The following is an 18,363-nucleotide window of genomic DNA, read 5'->3' as shown; positions in this document are numbered from 1 at the left end:
TCGGCGGGGTTCTATTTCTGACCGCTGTTCTTTTCTGGGTAGCGCTCTCGATACGTCTCTGTAGCGAAATCAATAAAGGTTACGGCAGCGCCAACTGCCAACCGTGCATGACGAGGCTCAAGACCGCGATGTTTGCCATCACGTCCGTGTCCCGTACCGTATAGACCGCGCAACTCCGCGAGATATTTTGTCAATGCTGATAGATTTTGCAGAATGAGACGAACTTTTTCCGCTCCTTTTGCTTCATCTGGAATACCTTCTGGAACGAGCTTCAACTCTTTGGAAAGTGCTTTGGTCAACTCGGGCAGGCTAGCTGAACGAGAAATTTTGACACCGCGTTTTGCCAAGATGCTTTTGCAACATGTTTCGACGAGATCTTTTGCGGTTCCAATGGCCAGCGCCGGATCACGATCGACTGCGTTTTCCAGGCGCTCGATCTCTTTTTGCATCCAGCCTGCATCCAAGGCGTCCGCAACATTTCTTGCGCGTGAGATTGAACGGCCACCAGCATTTTCCACCCTTTGAGCAACGAAACGGGGGCGCCCTGCGATCTTTTCAACTTCGACTAACTGCCACCCTACAGGCCTTAGCTGATCGTTGAATTGCTGAACCAATTTCAGCGCCTCGTTCCGATCCGGGCGCACCACCGGATGCACGATCTCACATAGAAATCTCAGAAACTGGTCCGTAGGACCTTTGAGCAGATTGAATCTTTCGTCGTTGTAGATCCAGTCGTCATCCCAGTCTTCCGGATTATTCACGCGATGCTGCCATATGTCGCCTGCAGCATCAGGAAAACGGCTATCATACGATGCCATGGATTTAAGATCATAAAGCCGTTGCAGAAATTCCACCTCTTCGAGGCATCCGCTCCACTTCACATTTTCGATTTTAAGCCCATCAAGGATATTTTGTTTCGCTAACCGCGATATATCATCACTCTGTTGACGCCAATCCGGCCGTGGTCTGGCCTCAGGAACGATTTTTACACTGAACCAGTCGTCGGTATACTGCCTAACGATCGATTCTATTCGCTGACTGACTTGCTCTTCCAGTGCTTCACGATTTGTGCCCAACTGCGCGTATCGCGCCGGCTCGATCCGAAGAAAAATCGTCCAAATATCCGTTCCACCGTTCCAGTTGTCATATCCGGTTTGATCAACCTTCGGGACCGCTCGCCGTAAGACATCCACTGCCTCTGACATACCTTCAGCAGCGAGCAATTCGGCTGCCGTCGAAAGATAGGTTTCAAACTGTTCGTCAATATAGCTCAATGTTGTAGGCCTCAATTTACACCGCCGCGAGGCATGGTCATTTTCTTGCTAGGTGTTTGATATTTTGACCTATATTAGAACACTCGGCAAACATTGATTGCAACCTAACCCACATTCTCCCCCTTCCCCCCACACCGGTGCTGCCCCCTCCCTGCCCGCTTGCGCACGCGTGGCCTTCATCGGTTGTAGGATGTTTGGTTCTGTCTTGCTTTGATGCGCCGGTCCGATTGGTGGGGTGCTGCCCTGCCCACGGTGGATATGTGGGTCGGGCGGTGTGGTGTTTGCGGTGCATTCCTCAGGTGTGGAGCCGGGCTTCCCTTGGCCGGTTTATTCGCCAAGCTGGGCTGATCCGGTTCGCGCGCAATGGTCTTCCACCGCAAGCGGTCTCCCGAGAAGACCATGCACTTGGCCCTCGAAGATCATCCTCGTTGCGTTGGCGACCGGCCGCATGGGTGGCCGGCATAACCAACAGAGGAAATGCACCAATGGCAAAACAATACACACCGAAAATCCCGTCCCACGAAGTCTTCCACGTCGTGGGTGAAAAGGACAAGGCACGCTGGACCAAGATCGGGATCGGCTGGCGGCATCAGGACGGCGACGGCATGAACCTGATCATCAACTACACGCCGCTGGTTGAAGGCCGCACGGTTGTGCGCAAGATCAAGGCCAAGGAGGCGGACGTATGAACACCGTTAGCCTGGGAATGGGGGCGGAGTCCGTGTACTTCGCCCAGCCTTACAACATCGATGCCGTCGGGTTCTACTTCACCGATCTGGCTGACTATCAGGACAAGGCTGCCAAAGCCGTCGATCGCTTTGGCTTCCCTGTCGAAGAGTTCGAGCTGCAGTACATTGATGGTGACTATGCCGAGCTGTTCAACGCGTTGAGCGTCAGTCAGGCCAGTCTGGCAGACTGGTTCGAGCTCGTTGACGAGATCGATGACGTGGATGACCGGTATGTTATCGCCTGCCATCTGGCTGGGCTCGGTGTCGCCGTTGGCGAGATCGCCGGGCAATGGGATGACTACTGGCTGTATCGCGATAGTGCGGCAGACTATGCCGCCGAGCTGGTGGCCGATTGTTACGAGCTGCCGCAGCAGCTCGAATACTACATCGATTACGAGCGCATGGGACGGGATATGGTGCTGAATGGCGATATCGTGGAAATCGAGCGTGAGCTCATCCTCATCGGAGGGTGAGCTAAGCGCAGTTCAACGGAGATATAAGAATCTAACTCCGATATCCAGAAGAAATAATTTCCATATCCTTGATGCAACTCTGATCTACAACTGAAACAATTACCGCTGATTTATCAAATATCCAAGAGCTACGATGTAATGGGCTTCCCTCAATAAATGCGGACCTAACTAAAGTTGGGGCAGGTAAATTTCGAATTTCTCGCAGCTTACGTTCAGTTGCAACTAGTAAATCGACAAGACGGTGGTCTAGTGGGTGGCTTAAGTCTAGTTTAAGCTCATCTGACCGCATAGGCCGAACCAGTGTATCTACTCCGTTTTGCCGCAAGGACCTCAAGGCTGGCTCATGCGCCTCGTAAATTTTCCGAAGCAATTTCCAATGAGTATTTTGTATTAAATCAATGCCATATTTAATATCAATAGTAGCCCTGATTACAGCATTCGTATATCCGTCAGGTTCACCATCCTCTTTATGATTAATACGCAATCGTCTACAAACCGATTCAGACCACTCTTGGCTAAGGTCATATGCTTCCTGAAAAAAATAGTTCCCAGTGCCTAACCAATTTCTTCTAGCGGGTGACGGCCTGAATCCGTGTTCGATAATATGTCGTGCACGACATAACGAAGTTCCATGATAACATAAAATCAACATAATGGCCGGCCGCAGCAAAAAGCGGGGACTAGTTTCCCCGCTGATATAATCTTTTACTCGCCAAAAACTCCACGAGCACTTCTTCGTCTGTTGGTCCCTGATCATAGGGATCGACATCCGCAGCATTTTTTAGCCGATCATTTACCATTTGCGCAACGGCCTTCTGAAAAGCTGGATCAGCAAGGTATCGATCGTATTCTTCATCAGACAACGGCTGCTGCACTAATAATGAATCTTTCATTGGTCCCTCCTTGTTCACCTCAAGATGAGCCAACTCGGAACCCGCCGCTGCGGCTTCCGCAACGGCTCTTTTTCGAACTAAACGTGATGTCGGTACCCAATTCCACCTAAATTGGAAGAGGATCCACAATATATGTAAGAATGTTAAAGAAAAATTCACAAAAAGGGAATAAATAAATAATTTTTCAAATTTATAACCAATCGTATTCGACAAATCACTAATGTTCGACAATTCACTAATGGATGAGCCGATGTAAATCGTAAATAGGCAGATTGTAATAAACGCAATTATAAAATTTATAGAATTAATCCATTCATCCAATACCGCAGATATACTAAATCTTCTATCGCTCCTCTCAACCCAGAAGCTTTTCAAGCTAAGCACTCTGTGCTTGCTCAAAATAAAATCTAACTTATCATTCTTCCATGAGCTTGCCATGTTTGCATGCCTAATCGGCGCAAGCGCAAAAACTGCTAAAGGAATAGCTATAAGCAAAAAAACAACTGCGGTCATGGCGATATCGAACTTCGATCTCCTTTTTTGCATTAACTTGCAGGCAGGCTCTTAATTTCAAGGCGTATCCTAGCTTTCTTCACTGAATTTATTCCATTTTATGTTTTTTTTGAGAGGTTGTTGCCATAAATCCACACAGGTCGCCAAAACATGACCAGCAATGCATTTAAGAGCCATGCCATACTGGCCACGAGCCCCACGAGCTCTGTGGCCAGTATCAGAATGACGATGGTAATGAGGATCAGTGTTACCACTCGATCACCAGTTCAGGGTATTCGATGGAAGGTGGGCGACAGATCGGGTCGATGACCATGATGGTGCTGCGCCACCTGTACCGGAACCCCTGCTCTTCCAGCCATTTTTCCAGTTGTTGGGCGGCTTCGGTCTGTTTGAGGTCGAACGGCAGCTGTTGTTCGATGCGGTATTCGCGGTAGCCCTGGGAGGCTGCGTTGTCGATCTCGGTGGCGATGTTGGCGAGGCCGAACAGAGTGGCGGCGTAAGTGTCGCGGGCCCTGGTGGCCATGAGGTACGTACTTTCGGCGCGTTTCATCGGGCGGCACTCCCCAGATAGGTATCGGTGATGCTGATGCGGCCGTGGCCGAGCTCAAGGGCGATGGTCTGGCGGGCTGTGCGGTCAGCGGTCTTCTCTTCCGGAGTCATGTCCTGCCAGAGCTTGCCGCCGTTGATGGGGCATGGCTGGCCGGTCAGCACCTTGTAGCGTTGCTGGGCATAGGTATGCCGGAACCCGTGGGTGTTGCGCATCCCGGCTTTCAGCGTCTGGTACTCGTACTGTTTGAGCTGTTCGACATAGGTCAGCTGCGGTGGGATCAGGGAGCCATCGCCGGGCACCAGCTTCTGCAGGTGTTGCAGGACCTGTCGTTGCTGGAGGGTGGTTATGGGGATGACGCGCGGGCGGCCGCCTTTGGTCCAGCTGGCTTTAAGGCTGATTAGGTCCCGGCCGATCGCGTACTGTGGCCGGAACTTCATCGCCTCCTCCCGGCGCAGGCCGAAATGGGCCTGCAGCAGGATCGCACCCTTGATGTACGGGCAGGTCAGTTTGTTGAACTTCTCCTGGCTGAACTGTTTGGCGCGGTTGCGGGTTGCGTTGGTGCGGTCGTTGACGCCGTAGCGGGCGTTGTCGCGGTGGATCACGTTGGACTTGTCGACCTTCTCTGCCCACCAGCGCAGCCAGGTGAGCCGGTTGCGGATCGTGGCGTCGGTATGCTCGTTGTCGAGCCATTTCTCGACAAGGGCGTCAACGTGTTTGGATTTGAGTGATTTTGCGGCGGGCATCCGGTAGCCGAGCTCCCGGAGCTCGTTGGCCATGGCGGTGAGACCGCGCAGTCTGTTTGCCTGTGTGCCATAAGAGCCATCCCGATTACGGCGGCACAGCCGTGTCAGGTCCATTGTCAGATCGTCCATCTTTCCTTGCTTCCATTGAGTGGTTGCTGAGTGTTGATGGCCGATGCCTGTCCTTGGATCAGGTCACCCCGCGACGTTACATTCGCGGACTGGCCGGAATGCGTAGGTTCTCCTTTCGTGCGGTAAAAAGCCTCCCTTGACCGGTCTGGGGACCGGCCATACTGGTTTGCCCTGTTGGGCACCGGTACGCTCCGCCGACGGGCGACACGTGTCGGGTTTAGCGCAGCCGAGGTGGCGCGCGGCTGTGGTGAGCAGGCATGTGCTCTCCTTTCGTGAGTGGTGAAACGGTAGGGTAAGATGGATCGCGTTTGGCACTTGATCCGGGAGTCATGCTGGCGCAAGCCGCTGATATGTGCCACAAATTTATGCAGAAAATGATCGGGACGGGTGCGTCATCGATGCGTAACGCGCGGGCATTTGTGCTGAAACCGCAGGTATCATGGGGTGTGGTGGGTTCCGTCACTACCTGATGTCACGGTAGTGACGGAACACGCCGCCGCCCGCCCTGTCCGACATAGGACGTCGGACAACACGGTCGGTGGCTCCGCAACGCTGATCGTGGTGATGGCGCGTAAGTGCGTGAGGGGAACGCCTTCCCCTGTCTGCAACCCGTGGAGAACGGTTTTACGCCACCCCTTCTGAGGGAGAGCCCGCAACGCCCCTGCCCGGTGAAGCCGGCATCAGAGTTTTAGCCACACGAAAGACCCCAATTCGGGCCACCTATTACTTATCAGAAGGCGACTTCTTTTGCTTTCCTTCGCGCTGCCTGACAAGCTCAAAGAAAGGTGGGGTGCCTTCTCCTACAGGCACTACTACGTCGTCGTCGGACCGGACAGCAACAGCATCAATATCATGTGGGCCGATCTCCCAAGCCTCTCGTACATTGAATTGTCTCTTCAAGATCGCCTGTTCCATTAGCAAGTTAGGAGTGCCAACACCATCTAGAGCAACGGGAACAAGATAATATGCACCAGAGGCTTCCAAGTGCTCACAGAAACGATCAAGGTTTGCATGATTTTCTACTGTCATGGTATTCATTCGGGATGTATTAACAAGTGTCTTTCCAGATAGACCTGTTAACGCAAATAGATTCTGGGTAATGTGCCCTCGGTAATGGAATGGATTTTGGCGATCTATGCCCTTGATCACAGAGATATGGAGTGCATCGTGGGTGTCTTCCTTCCCAAAACGCTCTATCCATTCTCCAAAAATTGCTTCTCCTTTTGAAGAATTCGCGAACATCAAGCCCAGAACGGGAGGCTCTCCCAGCGCGGACACGCCGTACATCATACCCTTCCATTCTGCTGCGTCCCAAAGCCGAGGGTTGATGATTGCTTGAACCACAATGTCATCGTGCCTGCGAATCTCATCAAAACCTTGGGGCCGTTCCTCTTCATCACCCGCTGCGCGAGGAGGCAGTTCGTTGATCGCCGGAGAATCAGGTGCATTTGAAGTCATCGGGAAAGGCTGTCCAACGAAGTCACTCCAATCGGAAATGCTTCCCGCATGTGTACCAAAAACTCTATTCCTCGCGATACCTGCGCGACAAAACATTGTAGCTCGTTCAAGACCATTCTCGACTTGAACTAATTCTTCAATGGTCTTTTCAGGATTTCCAATTACTGCCACACTTACTAAAGCATGGATGCAATATGAAATGATATGTTCGTTGTAATTCCCGATGTTGGAAAAATCAGTAAGTTGCCAATTGGTTGGGACACTCACTTCCATTACACGATTGTCGTCTACTGTAATTGATGCATCCTGGATATCGTCGAGTTGACGAATTCGGACTTTCAGCTTTTCCGTATGAGGGAGAACGTCGGTATTGAGCAAAGTAGCAGAAAACCCCTCAATCGCAGCTGCATATGTCTCCGCTTGCAGCACTCCTTCAAGTATGCTTGAGGTCTCAATTTCGATATCAACGCCCAATATTTTGGTTTGAACACCACTGAACATATCATCAAATAGAACGACGCTCTTCGGAAGGCTGCGGCATGCAGGCTGCGACGCGAGCAACGTCATCATTTCATAGAAATCTTCGTCTTTTTCCTCTTTGGGGATCGATCCATCTGCTCTCAATGCATCAATGTGCCCAAGGCGATAGAGTAGTGTTAAGCGCGCTGAAAACAACATCAGCCCTTCCAACACATCAGGTAGTCCCTGCAGTCGTCGGACTTGCTCAGACGGCTGAACTATAAATAGGCATGAAAGCAACCTATCAAGCTCGGTGAGCTTGGTATTCAACATTGCTTCGCTGTCCTCATCAAGCGGCGCGCTACGACCGATAGCTTGCAGAAAACGAACTGCACTGAGGAAATCGAAAACATGACCCAACTGTAAAGACACCAACGCGAAAAGGTTAAGAGCGGGAATGGTCTCAACCCGCAATTTTCCTTCAATCTCGGAAAGAGCCAAATACTGAATGATCGCAGCTAAAACAGCGGCCCGGGCGGCCCAATAAAGGCCAGCCCCACGATAACCCACTGTCAGATAGTAAAGTGCTTTTGCCTGATCCTCTCTACTTTCATCCTTTGAAAGGTAGAGGACGGCACGACCGAGCCATTTAATGCCGTCGATGGGTTTTTCCGCATTAAGCTTACGTTCCCCTTGCTGAAGGTAGAAGGTTCCAGCTTTGACCTCCTTACTGCGGTCGGCCATGAATTCAGCTAGGGTTTCCACGAGGCGGTCAAAGGCTTCGCTATCTGGCATGAATTCAGCAATAGCGTTGACCATTGCTTCAATTAGATCTGCTGGATATTCGGCCAACCCCGCAGCTCGATGAATAATATCGATCAGATCCAACCAGATAGAATCAAAATCTCGTTGCTCTCCTAAAAGAGTATTTTCGCTCATGCGCCGAAAAACAAGTAACGTCTCTGCATGCAAAGCGTTACTGGGTCGTGACCCGTCTGCGGCTAAATCTTCCAGCTTATCCTTGAGCCGTTTTGTCCTCTCAACAAAAAAAAGTTCTTCAGAAGTTTCATACCCTTTTGACACCCGACCAGCTAAAATTTGATGGAGATTGCACACTTTCGCAATATGGACCGCATGCTCGCTCGCAAACGCTATTTTCTCCACTTCCTCGTATTGCTGATTCATAATCTCGACATCGTCGAACCACCAAAACGCGGTCCAGGCATATTCGTACACTGCACGTAAATGTTGATAGGTCATACCGTATTTCTTCGCGTACGTAATTGCCCTTGAAAAGCGACCTTCGGTCTCGAACCTAGGCTTTTCAAGTTCTCTTGAAAGTCGTGCAGCTTCAAACGTGTCAGTGACTGCCTGCGTCTGCTCTTGAACGGTTGACCCCTGCTTTACCAACCGGGCTTCCAACTCATCTAACGTTTGCTGACGCTTAAAATCTCTCGGACCCAACTTGATCCTATCAGGTTGATATTCCCCAGCTTTTAAGTGCTCATGAACTAAGTCCTTATGACTATGAGAAAATACACGATCAATGATCCATTCTCGGTCGAGAATCGTAACACTGATGCCGTATTGCTCTTTCAGTTCATCTTGGATTCGAAGTCGGTCACGCTGCCGAGTGGGACGACTCGTGATAAATATGATCCGGCCATAATCGCGCTCTGTATCGACGATTCCTTTGACGTCAGACCGCACCTTTTCGGACCAAACTTTCTTTGTGCTGAACGCAAATCCCCAACGCTCAGCCCCGCTCTTGCCATCACCAACATACCAGCGTTCTGAAATTTGTTCATCAACGGGGTATGTTTCAGTGTCGACCTTACCATCTCCACCGCCTTCCGGCCCTGTTTGAGGACGTAAGTTCGGGCAAAGTTCACGCTCGCTTAATTTGCGGCAAAACACTTCAAAATCTTTATGCTGGTTGCGCGCCGTGAGCGTTTCCAGATGATGGCTCAGCTCAGTTTCGCTCAACCTATAGGCATCCGTGCATTCGCTATCTGAATAAAGATAGGGACGTTTGCTTCTCATCAGCTCTGAAGGCGTAGGCAGGCGATTCATGCATCTTTCCTCATAAGAGAATCTTATCACAGACCTAAAAATTGAAGCCAAAATTTACGCGAAAATATATTTCTGTAAAAAATAATTGTTCTAAACTTTATATTACAAATAATACGGTAAAAAATCCCCTTTTATCACAGTTAGCGTCCATGGCATTTTTTGTACTTCTTGCCGCTGCCGCATGGACACAGCTCATTGCGCCCAATTTTCTTGCGCTTGACCGGGCGAGCTCTTTTCGTTGGCCTCTGGTTGCCAACCCGTCGGCCGCGTTCTTTCATTTGCCTTGCATCTTCGTAAACATGCTTGTTTTCGGCGGTTTGCGCGGCTGGAACACTCACCGAAAAGGTTTCAGCGCTGTGATACTGTCCATCAGGACTTACATCGATCAGCAGCCCTATTGGATTGGCGAGGTCGAATGCCAAAGAAGCTGCACTTGCTTTGTCATTAACTGTTTGCCAATCGACGTCAGTTCCATGTCTTTGAAGCCACAAAAAAATCGGCAAGTTGTCTTTCGAAAGAACAAAATATCGGAAAGACCGCTCTGGCAATGTTAAGCGAAGCTCATGAAGGCTCTGCGCAAATTCATCTCGTCCCTCCTCACCTAAATCGCGAATACGACCTTCAGCCGAAAGCCAGCCAGGTGAGCGAGTAGTGCCTATAGCTTTAAGTAATCTTAGCAGTTCATCTGGGAATGTTTGGCTAGGCAGCGGCTCACCTTCCCAATCTGGCCCCTCAAAGCATTTGTCGATGACCTCGCTCATACGATCCCACAGAACGAGGTCATTGCCTTTCAATTGATCAACCAAATCTTGATCAAAACGGTTCTTTGTTAGGTAGGCGCCCAAATGGTCAAACTCGTCGAACAAATGAGCGCGACGTGTTCCAGCGACTGTTTGTCGAACCTCCATGTAATGAACAAATTGACCTGGTGTGCTGAGAAATCGCTTCAGTACGAACAAATCATCGATTGAAAGCGAGATGAACGCATGTTTCCCAAGCAACGGTTCAATATCTGGCAGCTCCTTGCAAAAGGCTGAAAATGGAGAGAACGACTCGACCGTCAGGCCGATCGGAATCATCAACCGATAGTCAGCACGACGGACGCGACCACATTCTTTGTACTCCCCATCCACCAAGTGATAGAGCGTCACCTCGTCTGCAGAGTTCAGATAGTTAAAGAATCTCTCGCATTGCTGATACGCTTTGATTACGAGATCCTTTACCGACTGGGCGTGACGGCCAAAATCAAGCGCCGGTGATGCAATCGTGGCCGCCGCGCCCGCTTTTGCTTCGACCAAAAACAAGACATCATCCAATAGGATCAAGGTGTCATTCTCACACCATTGCTTCGTTTTAGGATCTTTGTAGTAAACTTCATTCAGTACAGTTGCATCAGGGAGTTGAAAAGCCAGAATATCGGCGAATGCAGCTTCACTCATCGCCTTCTGACGCTCTTTGAAGAGCTCTTTGTAATCGGGTTTTCGTTGAAGGAGATTATAGAGTAGAGTGCGATACCCCGCATCTCTCATCGAACACGGATCAATGGCATAGTAGCCATTTTCCAACTGGATTAAGGGTTTTTTGCGTGCTGGCAGCGTCCGGTACGGAGTTCCAGAAAGATCTCCAGCAGCAAAAAACTCTGTTTCTTCTCCTCGTTGATATGCAAGGTCGGACAAGAGTAATTCCGGCAATTCCGTATGGCGACTTACGTTCGAGACTCCTCCTCTAAACATATCCTCCATTGCATGACTCGCGGCTTTGAGGTTTAGAGCGCCAGAATCCTTCAATTCATCAACGACATCTTCCAAAGGCCTATTTTGCTCTTGAGAGAAAGCCTGCGCGGCCTCAAATTGCTTCATCATTTCCGCCATGGCTGCAACATGACCGCTACGCATCGCATCGGCCATGTCCTGAAACCCTTCTGCGATCTCAGCGGCACCTACCCCATAGACTTCGTGTAAAACATCCTCATGAGGTGTCAGCACATAGCGATAGAATTCTCCTTCCAGCACTTGATACCGATTTCCGCGCAGCAATACCCAATTGGCTTTCGCTCGATATTCGATTTCCCTCGTGTCGGGGCCAAATGCTCCATTCTTACTATCGACGGAAGTGGCTATCGCGAAATCCATTGCTCTGGCTAGCAGCTTTCTCGCGAGTTGAAACAACTGGGTACAAAGCGCCTCATCGAACTTTGTATCTGCAGGCTCCACGTCTGAGGCAAGTACAGCGTGAACGTATTCAAGTAAGAACTGATTTTCGTTGATTAAATCACATGGGCCATCGAATTCTTGGTCACCACCCTCTTCGACTCCCCCTGCCATAGCTTTGAATAGATAACGGGAATAGAGATAACCAAGGAGGTCGTGAGGTGGCATCGAGCGGATCAAATCGCGCATTTCCGCTGCAATATCTTCCATCTCTCTTTGCAAAGAAACGATTGATTTATCGAGATTATTAGCGGCCATGAAACTTACCCCTCCGTTTGCATGTATTCAAAACAAAACAGAACAAAAAGCCAAAGGATATTTACAAAAAATAGCGGTAGTTTCCCCTTCTTCCGTTGTGACAGACCGACTGACAGCGTCAAGGCGCCTTCGGCCCGCTGTGCGGCAAGGCCTTGACCCTGCCAGTCGGCCTGTCGGTGGCTTGGGAAGGGCAAATGGTGAGGTGGCGGCAAAGGTGCCGCATCAGCGCCGGTAGTAGGCGTTCCAGGCAAGTCTGATGTCCGCAAAGGTCCATTCCTTGCGGCGGCCGTTGACGGGGCTTTGGCGGAAGGTGCAGTCGGCGAGGCCGGACTCTCTCTGAAACTTCATGAACCAGGCGGTGGATTTGGGTTTGTTGGTGTTCGTGGGCTGGATGTTGCGGATGATGCCGTTATGCGCCCAGCGGTCGCGCGGGTTGAGGATCGTGGTGGGATCGGTCAGGTAGCTGCGCAGGTCTTTGAGGGTGAGGTCTTCCGGGGTCTGGGTGAGCTCGTGGCGGAGCTGAGAGACGGTGAGCTCGGCGGCGCGTTGACCGGCTTGTTCCAGCAGATCGCGCAGTTGGGCGTTGGTCAGGACAACCGCTTGCAGGGCTTCCATGGTGGTGGCTTTCGTTGGTTGGGAGGATGCGAGGTCGCTAGGGTATTGCCGCACGGGCTGGAAATGACGTCAACGTTATATGCCGAGAAGTGATCCGAGTTTTTCGGTGACGGGGCGCAGTGGGTCGACCAGGCCGAGGTCGTAGATCATGGTGGTCTCGATGTTGCCTTTGTGGTCGACGTAGTGGGAGACAGCGTCTCTTGATACCCCCTGCCCGGTCAGCATTAGGGAAATCGCGATCCGTTTGAGATCGTATAGCTGGAAGTAATCCGGGACATCAGGATGATCGCGAAAGCGTTTGGAAATCTTCTGAAAATTATTGCGGCTCTTTGAGTGGTCGATGTGGCATGGAAATACGTGTTTGGCATCGGGCCAGCGTTGGCGCTGGGCAATGACCAGATCCGCCACGCGCGGATGGATCGGGACGGATCGATAGGCATATTCTGACACGCTGCGGGACAGCTTCAGGCCTTTGGTATTATGTTTATGCCAGATCAGCTGTTCCAGGTCGAAATGGTCGAACTCGGCCTGGCGGACCTCGTTCGGGCGCGCCATTGTCAGCAGCAGGATGCCCATATAGGCGCAGAACTCCACCATCTGCTGGTTCATCTGCACGGCTTTGTTATGGACGAGCACCGCATCCCGTTTGGCCAGGCCGGTCTGTTCCTCAATTATCGGCAGGTCATCCTGCGGTGGATTGAAAATCACATGCACCAGTTTGCGGATTTGCGGGAGAGTGTAGTCGCGCCGGTGGCGCACCGTGTGCCGCAGATCGATCGGGTCGGCAGGATTGCGCATGTCGATGAGCTGCATCTTCAGTGCCCAGTTGTACATCGACTTGACGTGCCGAAGTGCCGCGTTTGCCTGATAGTCGCTGGTGATCGCATTCACAAAGGCGGCCACCATACGCGGGGTCACCTGCTCGGCGCTGCAGTCCGCGTATTTAGTGCCGAACGCTTGCTGTGGCCGTCGGCGCGGCCCCCCTTTGGCTGGTGCGCCTTCGAGTATCAACCACGGTGCAACCAATGACCGGAAGCTTCGTTGATGCGCAGGGCTCAGCCGATGCAGCTTGCCGGTATGGTATTCGGTGATGAGCTCCCGGACAGTCATGGTGTGGACCTGCCGGTAATCCGTATAGTCTGCTGCCGGGTTGCGACCGTCGTTGATATTCAGCTCGCGCTTCAGCACCATCATACGGGCGGAAGCGACCGACAGGATGCGCGCATCACCCAGCACATGGCGAACGCGTTTACCGTTAAAGCGGAAGGCATGAACGAAGGCTTTTTTGCCGCTACAGGTGACCCGCAGACCGAGCCCGGCAATTGCGCCATGCCGAACTTTCCCATTTCCTCCGATGGGGCAATCCCAGATGATCTCCTGCTGTTTTGAAGCTGGGCAGGTAGCAGTCCTCACCAGCTCGTCTGTAAGAAATATCTGAGCCATTAGAACGGGTGCCGTGTAACGCTCATGTAACCGGATTATACAATTTAATAGAGTATTGGTGCAACTAAAGCACGCATCATTTTTAGAAAAATGATGATTTTCAAATGCTTGTGCAACCTGCCATTTTACCAGTGTTGCATATTTGTCACAATCATAATCCGTGTGTCCGGGGTTCGAGTCCCTGAACCGCCACCATATTTTTCAATAGCTTAGCAAATACCCATAAAATTTCATCAAGTTTATGTAACCGTGGTGTAACCAATTGATCGGCGCTAACGATGGTTAACTTGCACAAATGCAACAGCACTTACCACTAACAGGAAAAATACCTGCATGGAGTTCTCCTGTCCTGGGGGTGCGGGGGTAGCAGGCTCAAATCCTGTCGTTCCGGCCAATTATTTCAACAGGTTACATGGCACGAACCATCTCAGTGCCGATCGTAAAAATTCCCGTGAAAAAGAGAGCTACGCATGGATACAACTGTTTGGTAAACTGAAAAAATGAAACTACTACAACTGTCAAAAACAGATTGCGGAAAGGCTTGGTTGAGCAACTTCGATACTGCCGACAGAGTGGCGGCACGGTCGTTGCTCGACAGCCTTTTATTGCTCAACCGGGATGAGGTCTCTGAGCTGATTCAAGAGCAACTGTTGACGCTTGCCTCGGAACGCTCAGGCAAACGGAAGTCAGTAGCACTGTACGCCGAGCGTGAGTTCCAAGAAAAGCAATTATTCACAACAGAGCAAATCAAACTGCCGAACGGTTTGACTAGAGAGCGTGCAATAGGCAAAAAAGGACCTCCCTCCGTGCAGCCCATCAGAGGTGGGCGGCGAGTCGGGAGCGAGGGTCTTATTAGCTCACTGATTTCTCAAGCGGTAAAAAAGCACTCAGGGATATTTATCAATACTCCTGGACCTGACCGGTTTCGTAGCAAACATAATCCCATTTCGACTATCGCAATTGTAACCGACTTCATAGGTTCGGGAAATCGTGTCCTTTCAATGCTGGATAAATTATGGAATTTGCGAACGATCCGATCGTGGCACAGCACCAAGCTAATCGACTTTGTGGTGATAGCAGCTGCAGCGACGAGCGATGGCGCGGCGGTGGTCGGATCGCACATTACTCATCCCGACGTTCGCGTCGGCAGGACTGTTCCGACCCTTAGCTCCTCAAAGTTCGATCGACACTGCAGTGACTGGGAAGAGCTTCTTGGGAAGTTTGCAGAAGACCACCCCGATGATGAATACGTTTGGGGATATGAACACTCCGCAGCGATGGTCTTGTTCAACTATGGCATTCCAAATAATGCTCCTTCTATTTTGTGGAAAGCCATAGGCGCTATAAAGCCGTTATACATCGGCAACGCCCCTGCTGAACTAAGCCCCCTATTTTGGTCAGGATCAAAAAGAGAGCAAGTCGAACGAGCAGCGCAAGAAAGGGGGCATGAGCTGGATTCCACAATTGACGTCAAAGAGCAGATGATTCTCTTGGTTCTCCAGGAACTGAGGGGCCGTTTCACACATAAAAAACAATTGGATAAAAAAGTACGGGAGCTTTCAGAAAGATTGTCCCTTCCGGCAAACGACATCGTGGAAGCGTTGAGTGTTGCCTACCTGAAAAATCTAATTGAGGCTAACGGGAGGCTTACTGACAAAGGATATGATGAATTGCGCGCTCAAAGTATCAGCAGAGAGCGAGATATTGTAGTTCCCACCACCAAAAAACCGTACTATCCTATAGCCCTGAGAGCTTCCAAGGTGCCATCTAGTACTCACCGTTCGAAAGAGCGGTCATGATGGTTACTTACACTAATCGTCAAGGGCACTGGGGTTTCCCAGCGCCGTCGATGGAGCGCATGATTGCACGTCTCTGGGCAAAGCAAGCAGTCCCGGAGGGACACAGTCGTTTGCCTTCATTGCTTCCTTTGCCCACAGCACCCGTACCGGGTGAAAGTAGATGAAGCATCCTTGGGACTCTCAAACTTTCAGGCGCGGAGCGCGGGAAAATGGTCTCGACGCGGTCTCGATCGAAGCTGCTCTTTCAATCGCGAAAGCTATTAAAAGTACCGCTCCAGATCTTCCTGTTATCTTCTCATTGTCTCATCTAGCGCATCTCGTTGATGTTTCCCCGAAGCACTTGAGGCCAATTGTCGACCGGATGAGCGACCCATACCGTCATTTCCGTTTACGAAAGAAAAGCGGAAGAAAGGGTAGCAAAGCTCCACGTCGAAGATATCGCGATATCTATGCTCCACAACCACACCTGTTGCGAACACAAAGGTGGATCGCTCAAAACATCCTGAACGTCCTAAAGCCTCATTCATCCAGTTTTGCCTTCGCGCCTGACAGCGACATGCTCGACGCTGCCACACAGCACTGCGGTTGCACATGGCTTCTGAAAATGGATGTCAGCAATTTCTTCGAGTCAATAACGGAACGCCAAGCCTATCAAGTCTACAGAGGCTGTGGGTATACAGCATTACTGTCATTTGAACTCGCCCGGCTTTCCACACGGTCGGTCGATCAGAAGCACTACTTTCATTTACAAGAATCAGAGTTTCCGCATCCGGAAGCTGTAGAGGGATATCTACCGCAAGGAGCCCCAACAAGCCCTATGCTAGCAAATCTGGCTGTCCGTCCTTTGGATATGAAATTGAAGAGAATCGCTGCAGAACTGGGATGGAAGTACACCCGTTATGCCGATGACATGGCATTTTCAACAGATCGCGTCAGAACCAGAAAAGAGGCTCTTCAACTAAAAGCTATAGTGGAAACTGCTCTAACGCGATTTGGACTTTCCGTGAATCAAAGCAAGACAAGAATTTCTCCACCAGGAGCTCGAAAAGTTTTGCTGGGGCTTCTTATCGACCGCGAAAGACCTCGACTCACTCGTCAGTTCAAGGACAATATCGAAACCCATCTTTATGCACTAAATCACGCGAAAATTGGTGCTCAGGCTCACCGTGACAAGCGGGGCTTCAGCTCTATAACGGGAATGCGACATCACATAAGGGGACTGATAGCTTTTGCCCACCATGTCGATCCAGATTACGCACAGAAGTTGTATAAGGACTTCAATCGCATTAAATGGTAATATTTCCTGCTATAGTGCTGTTTAGAGCCACGAAAAAAGGCGACGGTTTCAAACCGTCGCCCACACTTTTTTTCCAATGTTGACCGTTACCGCAGAGCGCCGCAGACGTTCTGATTGGTCACCGCGATATGGTCGAATCTCGTCTTTGGCGGCGGCATCGTGTTTGGAATGTCGTATTCAAAGCGCTTCCCGCCGTAATGGCAGGACACCTCGTGACTTTGATCGAGCCAGCAGTTGCTGACAATGCCGCCGTCGAAATCAAGAATACCGTGACCGTTGCCGACAACCTCACCTTCACCGTTGTAGGTAATCAGCTCGCCACTCTCCAGCAGCACACGGGTTTTGCCGTACGCTTCGACATGCAGGCGTTTGACACGCCCTTCATCCGAATGCACGCGCTTCTCACCGCTGAAACCGAAGGTGCAGGTATAGCCGTCTTTATCGAGCTCACTCCAGCAAGCAAAATCTTGGTGCGAGGCGAATTGGTCAATTTTGAGGTTCATGACCTCGGAACTCCACGAAGCCGGGCTGCCCCACCAACCCCAGCAATACATGCCGCCGCCCTTTTCCCGTGCGCACACTTCCTGCCCGTTGGTGAAGACGTCATCGATCTCGCGGCCCTGAACCACACGTGTCGGGGGATTGAGTTGGCCGGACTGGTTGTTACCCCAGCAGAAAATCTGATCCTTCGTGTCGAGCACGCAGCCGATGACGCCGGCGAGGGACAGTTTCTTGACCTTCATGCCGACCGGCGCATAGCGGTGCCAGTCATCCTCTCCCCAGCACGCGAGATTGTCCTGATCCGTGATCCCGCAGGCAAAGGTGGTCTGGATTTCATAATCCCTGAACTTCACGCCGGATGGAGGCTGCGCCGAAGGGGCAAGATTCCCGCCCCAGCACATGATTTCAGATGTGTCGGAGGCTTCGGTGCTGCAGGAAACGAGTGTGCCGACGCAGAGCGTCAGCACCATGAGCTGTCTGTTTTTCATCGGCTTGCCCTACTGGTCGCGTGATTTGACGGCGTTATAGGTACCGATGCCGATCTGGGCGAAACCCTTGACGATCATACCACTGCCGAACATGACGACGGCCGGTCCCCAGAGCAGGCCGATGATCGTGCAGCAGAATATGATGCCGACGACCACGACCAGAAAGCCATTGAATATCGTGAAGATGCCATTGACTATATTCACAGTCCCTCTCCTGAACGCGCATTTCCGCAGAAATGCCTTGGCGATCAGTGCAACAGAATTACCAATTCTGCTTTTCTTGAGGGAATCCGGGCCCTTTAGTGCTTGATAATGACAGCGTCAATGATTACGAAACCATTAAAGCGCTTCTAACATTCTGTTGTCGCTTGTGTTTTAGCCGTGCAACACAATTGGTAATACTGTTGCAGCATGGGCACGATTTTGGATTGACCGGGAATTCATTCACAACCACGACTG

The 18,363-nt window shown here is 51.0% G+C and carries 14 protein-coding genes; 4 read left to right on the top strand and 10 right to left on the bottom strand.

Features of this window, described 5'->3' with window-relative positions:
* Positions 1-11: 11 nt before the first annotated feature.
* Positions 12-1,274, bottom strand: a complete 1,263-nt coding sequence (locus JET14_RS09615) for an abortive infection family protein (RefSeq protein ID WP_200337812.1) — start codon at positions 1,272-1,274, stop codon at positions 12-14.
* 485 nt (positions 1,275-1,759) lie between these two features.
* Here JET14_RS09615 and JET14_RS09610 point away from each other — a divergent pair, with 485 nt between their 5' ends.
* On the top strand, positions 1,760-1,963 hold the full coding sequence (locus JET14_RS09610) for a hypothetical protein (protein WP_200337811.1): 204 nt from the start codon (positions 1,760-1,762) through the stop codon (positions 1,961-1,963).
* Complete coding sequence (locus JET14_RS09605) at positions 1,960-2,475, top strand: antirestriction protein ArdA (protein ID WP_200337810.1); 516 nt, start codon at positions 1,960-1,962, stop codon at positions 2,473-2,475. The genes JET14_RS09610 and JET14_RS09605 overlap by 4 nt, the downstream gene beginning before the upstream one ends.
* Positions 2,476-3,155: 680 nt before the next feature.
* On the opposite strand, the gene JET14_RS09600 is transcribed toward JET14_RS09605, so the two are convergent.
* From JET14_RS09600 to JET14_RS09570, 7 genes are all read right to left on the bottom strand, one after another.
* Positions 3,156-3,881 carry a hypothetical protein gene (locus tag JET14_RS09600; protein ID WP_200337809.1) on the bottom strand — a complete coding sequence of 242 codons (726 nt, stop codon included), beginning with the start codon at positions 3,879-3,881 and terminating at the stop codon, positions 3,156-3,158.
* 247 nt (positions 3,882-4,128) lie between these two features.
* Positions 4,129-4,431: a hypothetical protein gene (locus tag JET14_RS09595; RefSeq protein WP_200337808.1), complete on the bottom strand. Its 303-nt coding sequence runs from the start codon at positions 4,429-4,431 to the stop codon at positions 4,129-4,131.
* Positions 4,428-5,303, bottom strand: coding sequence for a phage integrase N-terminal domain-containing protein (locus JET14_RS09590; protein WP_200337807.1), 876 nt, complete (start codon positions 5,301-5,303; stop codon positions 4,428-4,430). The genes JET14_RS09595 and JET14_RS09590 overlap by 4 nt, the downstream gene beginning before the upstream one ends.
* A 723-nt stretch (positions 5,304-6,026) precedes the next feature.
* Positions 6,027-9,293 carry a hypothetical protein gene (locus JET14_RS09585; RefSeq protein ID WP_200337806.1) on the bottom strand — a complete coding sequence of 1,089 codons (3,267 nt, stop codon included), beginning with the start codon at positions 9,291-9,293 and terminating at the stop codon, positions 6,027-6,029.
* A gap of 140 nt (positions 9,294-9,433) precedes the next feature.
* Positions 9,434-11,761 carry a YecA family protein gene (locus JET14_RS09580; RefSeq protein WP_200337805.1) on the bottom strand — a complete coding sequence of 776 codons (2,328 nt, stop codon included), beginning with the start codon at positions 11,759-11,761 and terminating at the stop codon, positions 9,434-9,436.
* A gap of 222 nt (positions 11,762-11,983) precedes the next feature.
* Positions 11,984-12,376 (bottom strand): hypothetical protein, encoded by a 393-nt coding sequence (locus tag JET14_RS09575; protein ID WP_200337804.1) that lies wholly within the window; start codon positions 12,374-12,376, stop codon positions 11,984-11,986.
* Between the two features lie 75 nt (positions 12,377-12,451).
* Complete coding sequence (locus tag JET14_RS09570; protein ID WP_200337803.1) at positions 12,452-13,819, bottom strand: tyrosine-type recombinase/integrase; 1,368 nt, start codon at positions 13,817-13,819, stop codon at positions 12,452-12,454.
* A 545-nt stretch (positions 13,820-14,364) separates the two neighbouring features.
* On the opposite strand from JET14_RS09570, the gene JET14_RS09565 reads away from it, so the two are divergent.
* Positions 14,365-15,618: a phosphoribosyltransferase-like protein gene (locus tag JET14_RS09565; RefSeq protein WP_200337802.1), complete on the top strand. Its 1,254-nt coding sequence runs from the start codon at positions 14,365-14,367 to the stop codon at positions 15,616-15,618.
* Positions 15,619-15,778: 160 nt separating this feature from the next.
* The gene (locus JET14_RS09560; RefSeq protein ID WP_200337801.1) at positions 15,779-16,915 is read left to right on the top strand and encodes a reverse transcriptase family protein; all 1,137 of its coding nucleotides are present in this window, start codon (positions 15,779-15,781) and stop codon (positions 16,913-16,915) included.
* 86 nt (positions 16,916-17,001) lie between these two features.
* On the opposite strand, the gene JET14_RS09555 is transcribed toward JET14_RS09560, so the two are convergent.
* Entirely contained in the window at positions 17,002-17,904 is a 903-nt protein-coding gene (locus JET14_RS09555; RefSeq protein ID WP_200337800.1) for a hypothetical protein, read from the bottom strand.
* A gap of 9 nt (positions 17,905-17,913) precedes the next feature.
* Entirely contained in the window at positions 17,914-18,108 is a 195-nt protein-coding gene (locus JET14_RS09550; RefSeq protein WP_200337799.1) for a hypothetical protein, read from the bottom strand.
* Between the last annotated feature and the right edge of the window lie 255 nt (positions 18,109-18,363).

Source organism: Martelella lutilitoris (assembly GCF_016598595.1).
In the GTDB taxonomy this organism is placed as follows: domain Bacteria; phylum Pseudomonadota; class Alphaproteobacteria; order Rhizobiales; family Rhizobiaceae; genus Martelella; species Martelella lutilitoris_A.
Note: the sequence above shows the minus strand (reverse complement) of the source record. Positions and strands in the feature narration are given on the sequence as shown.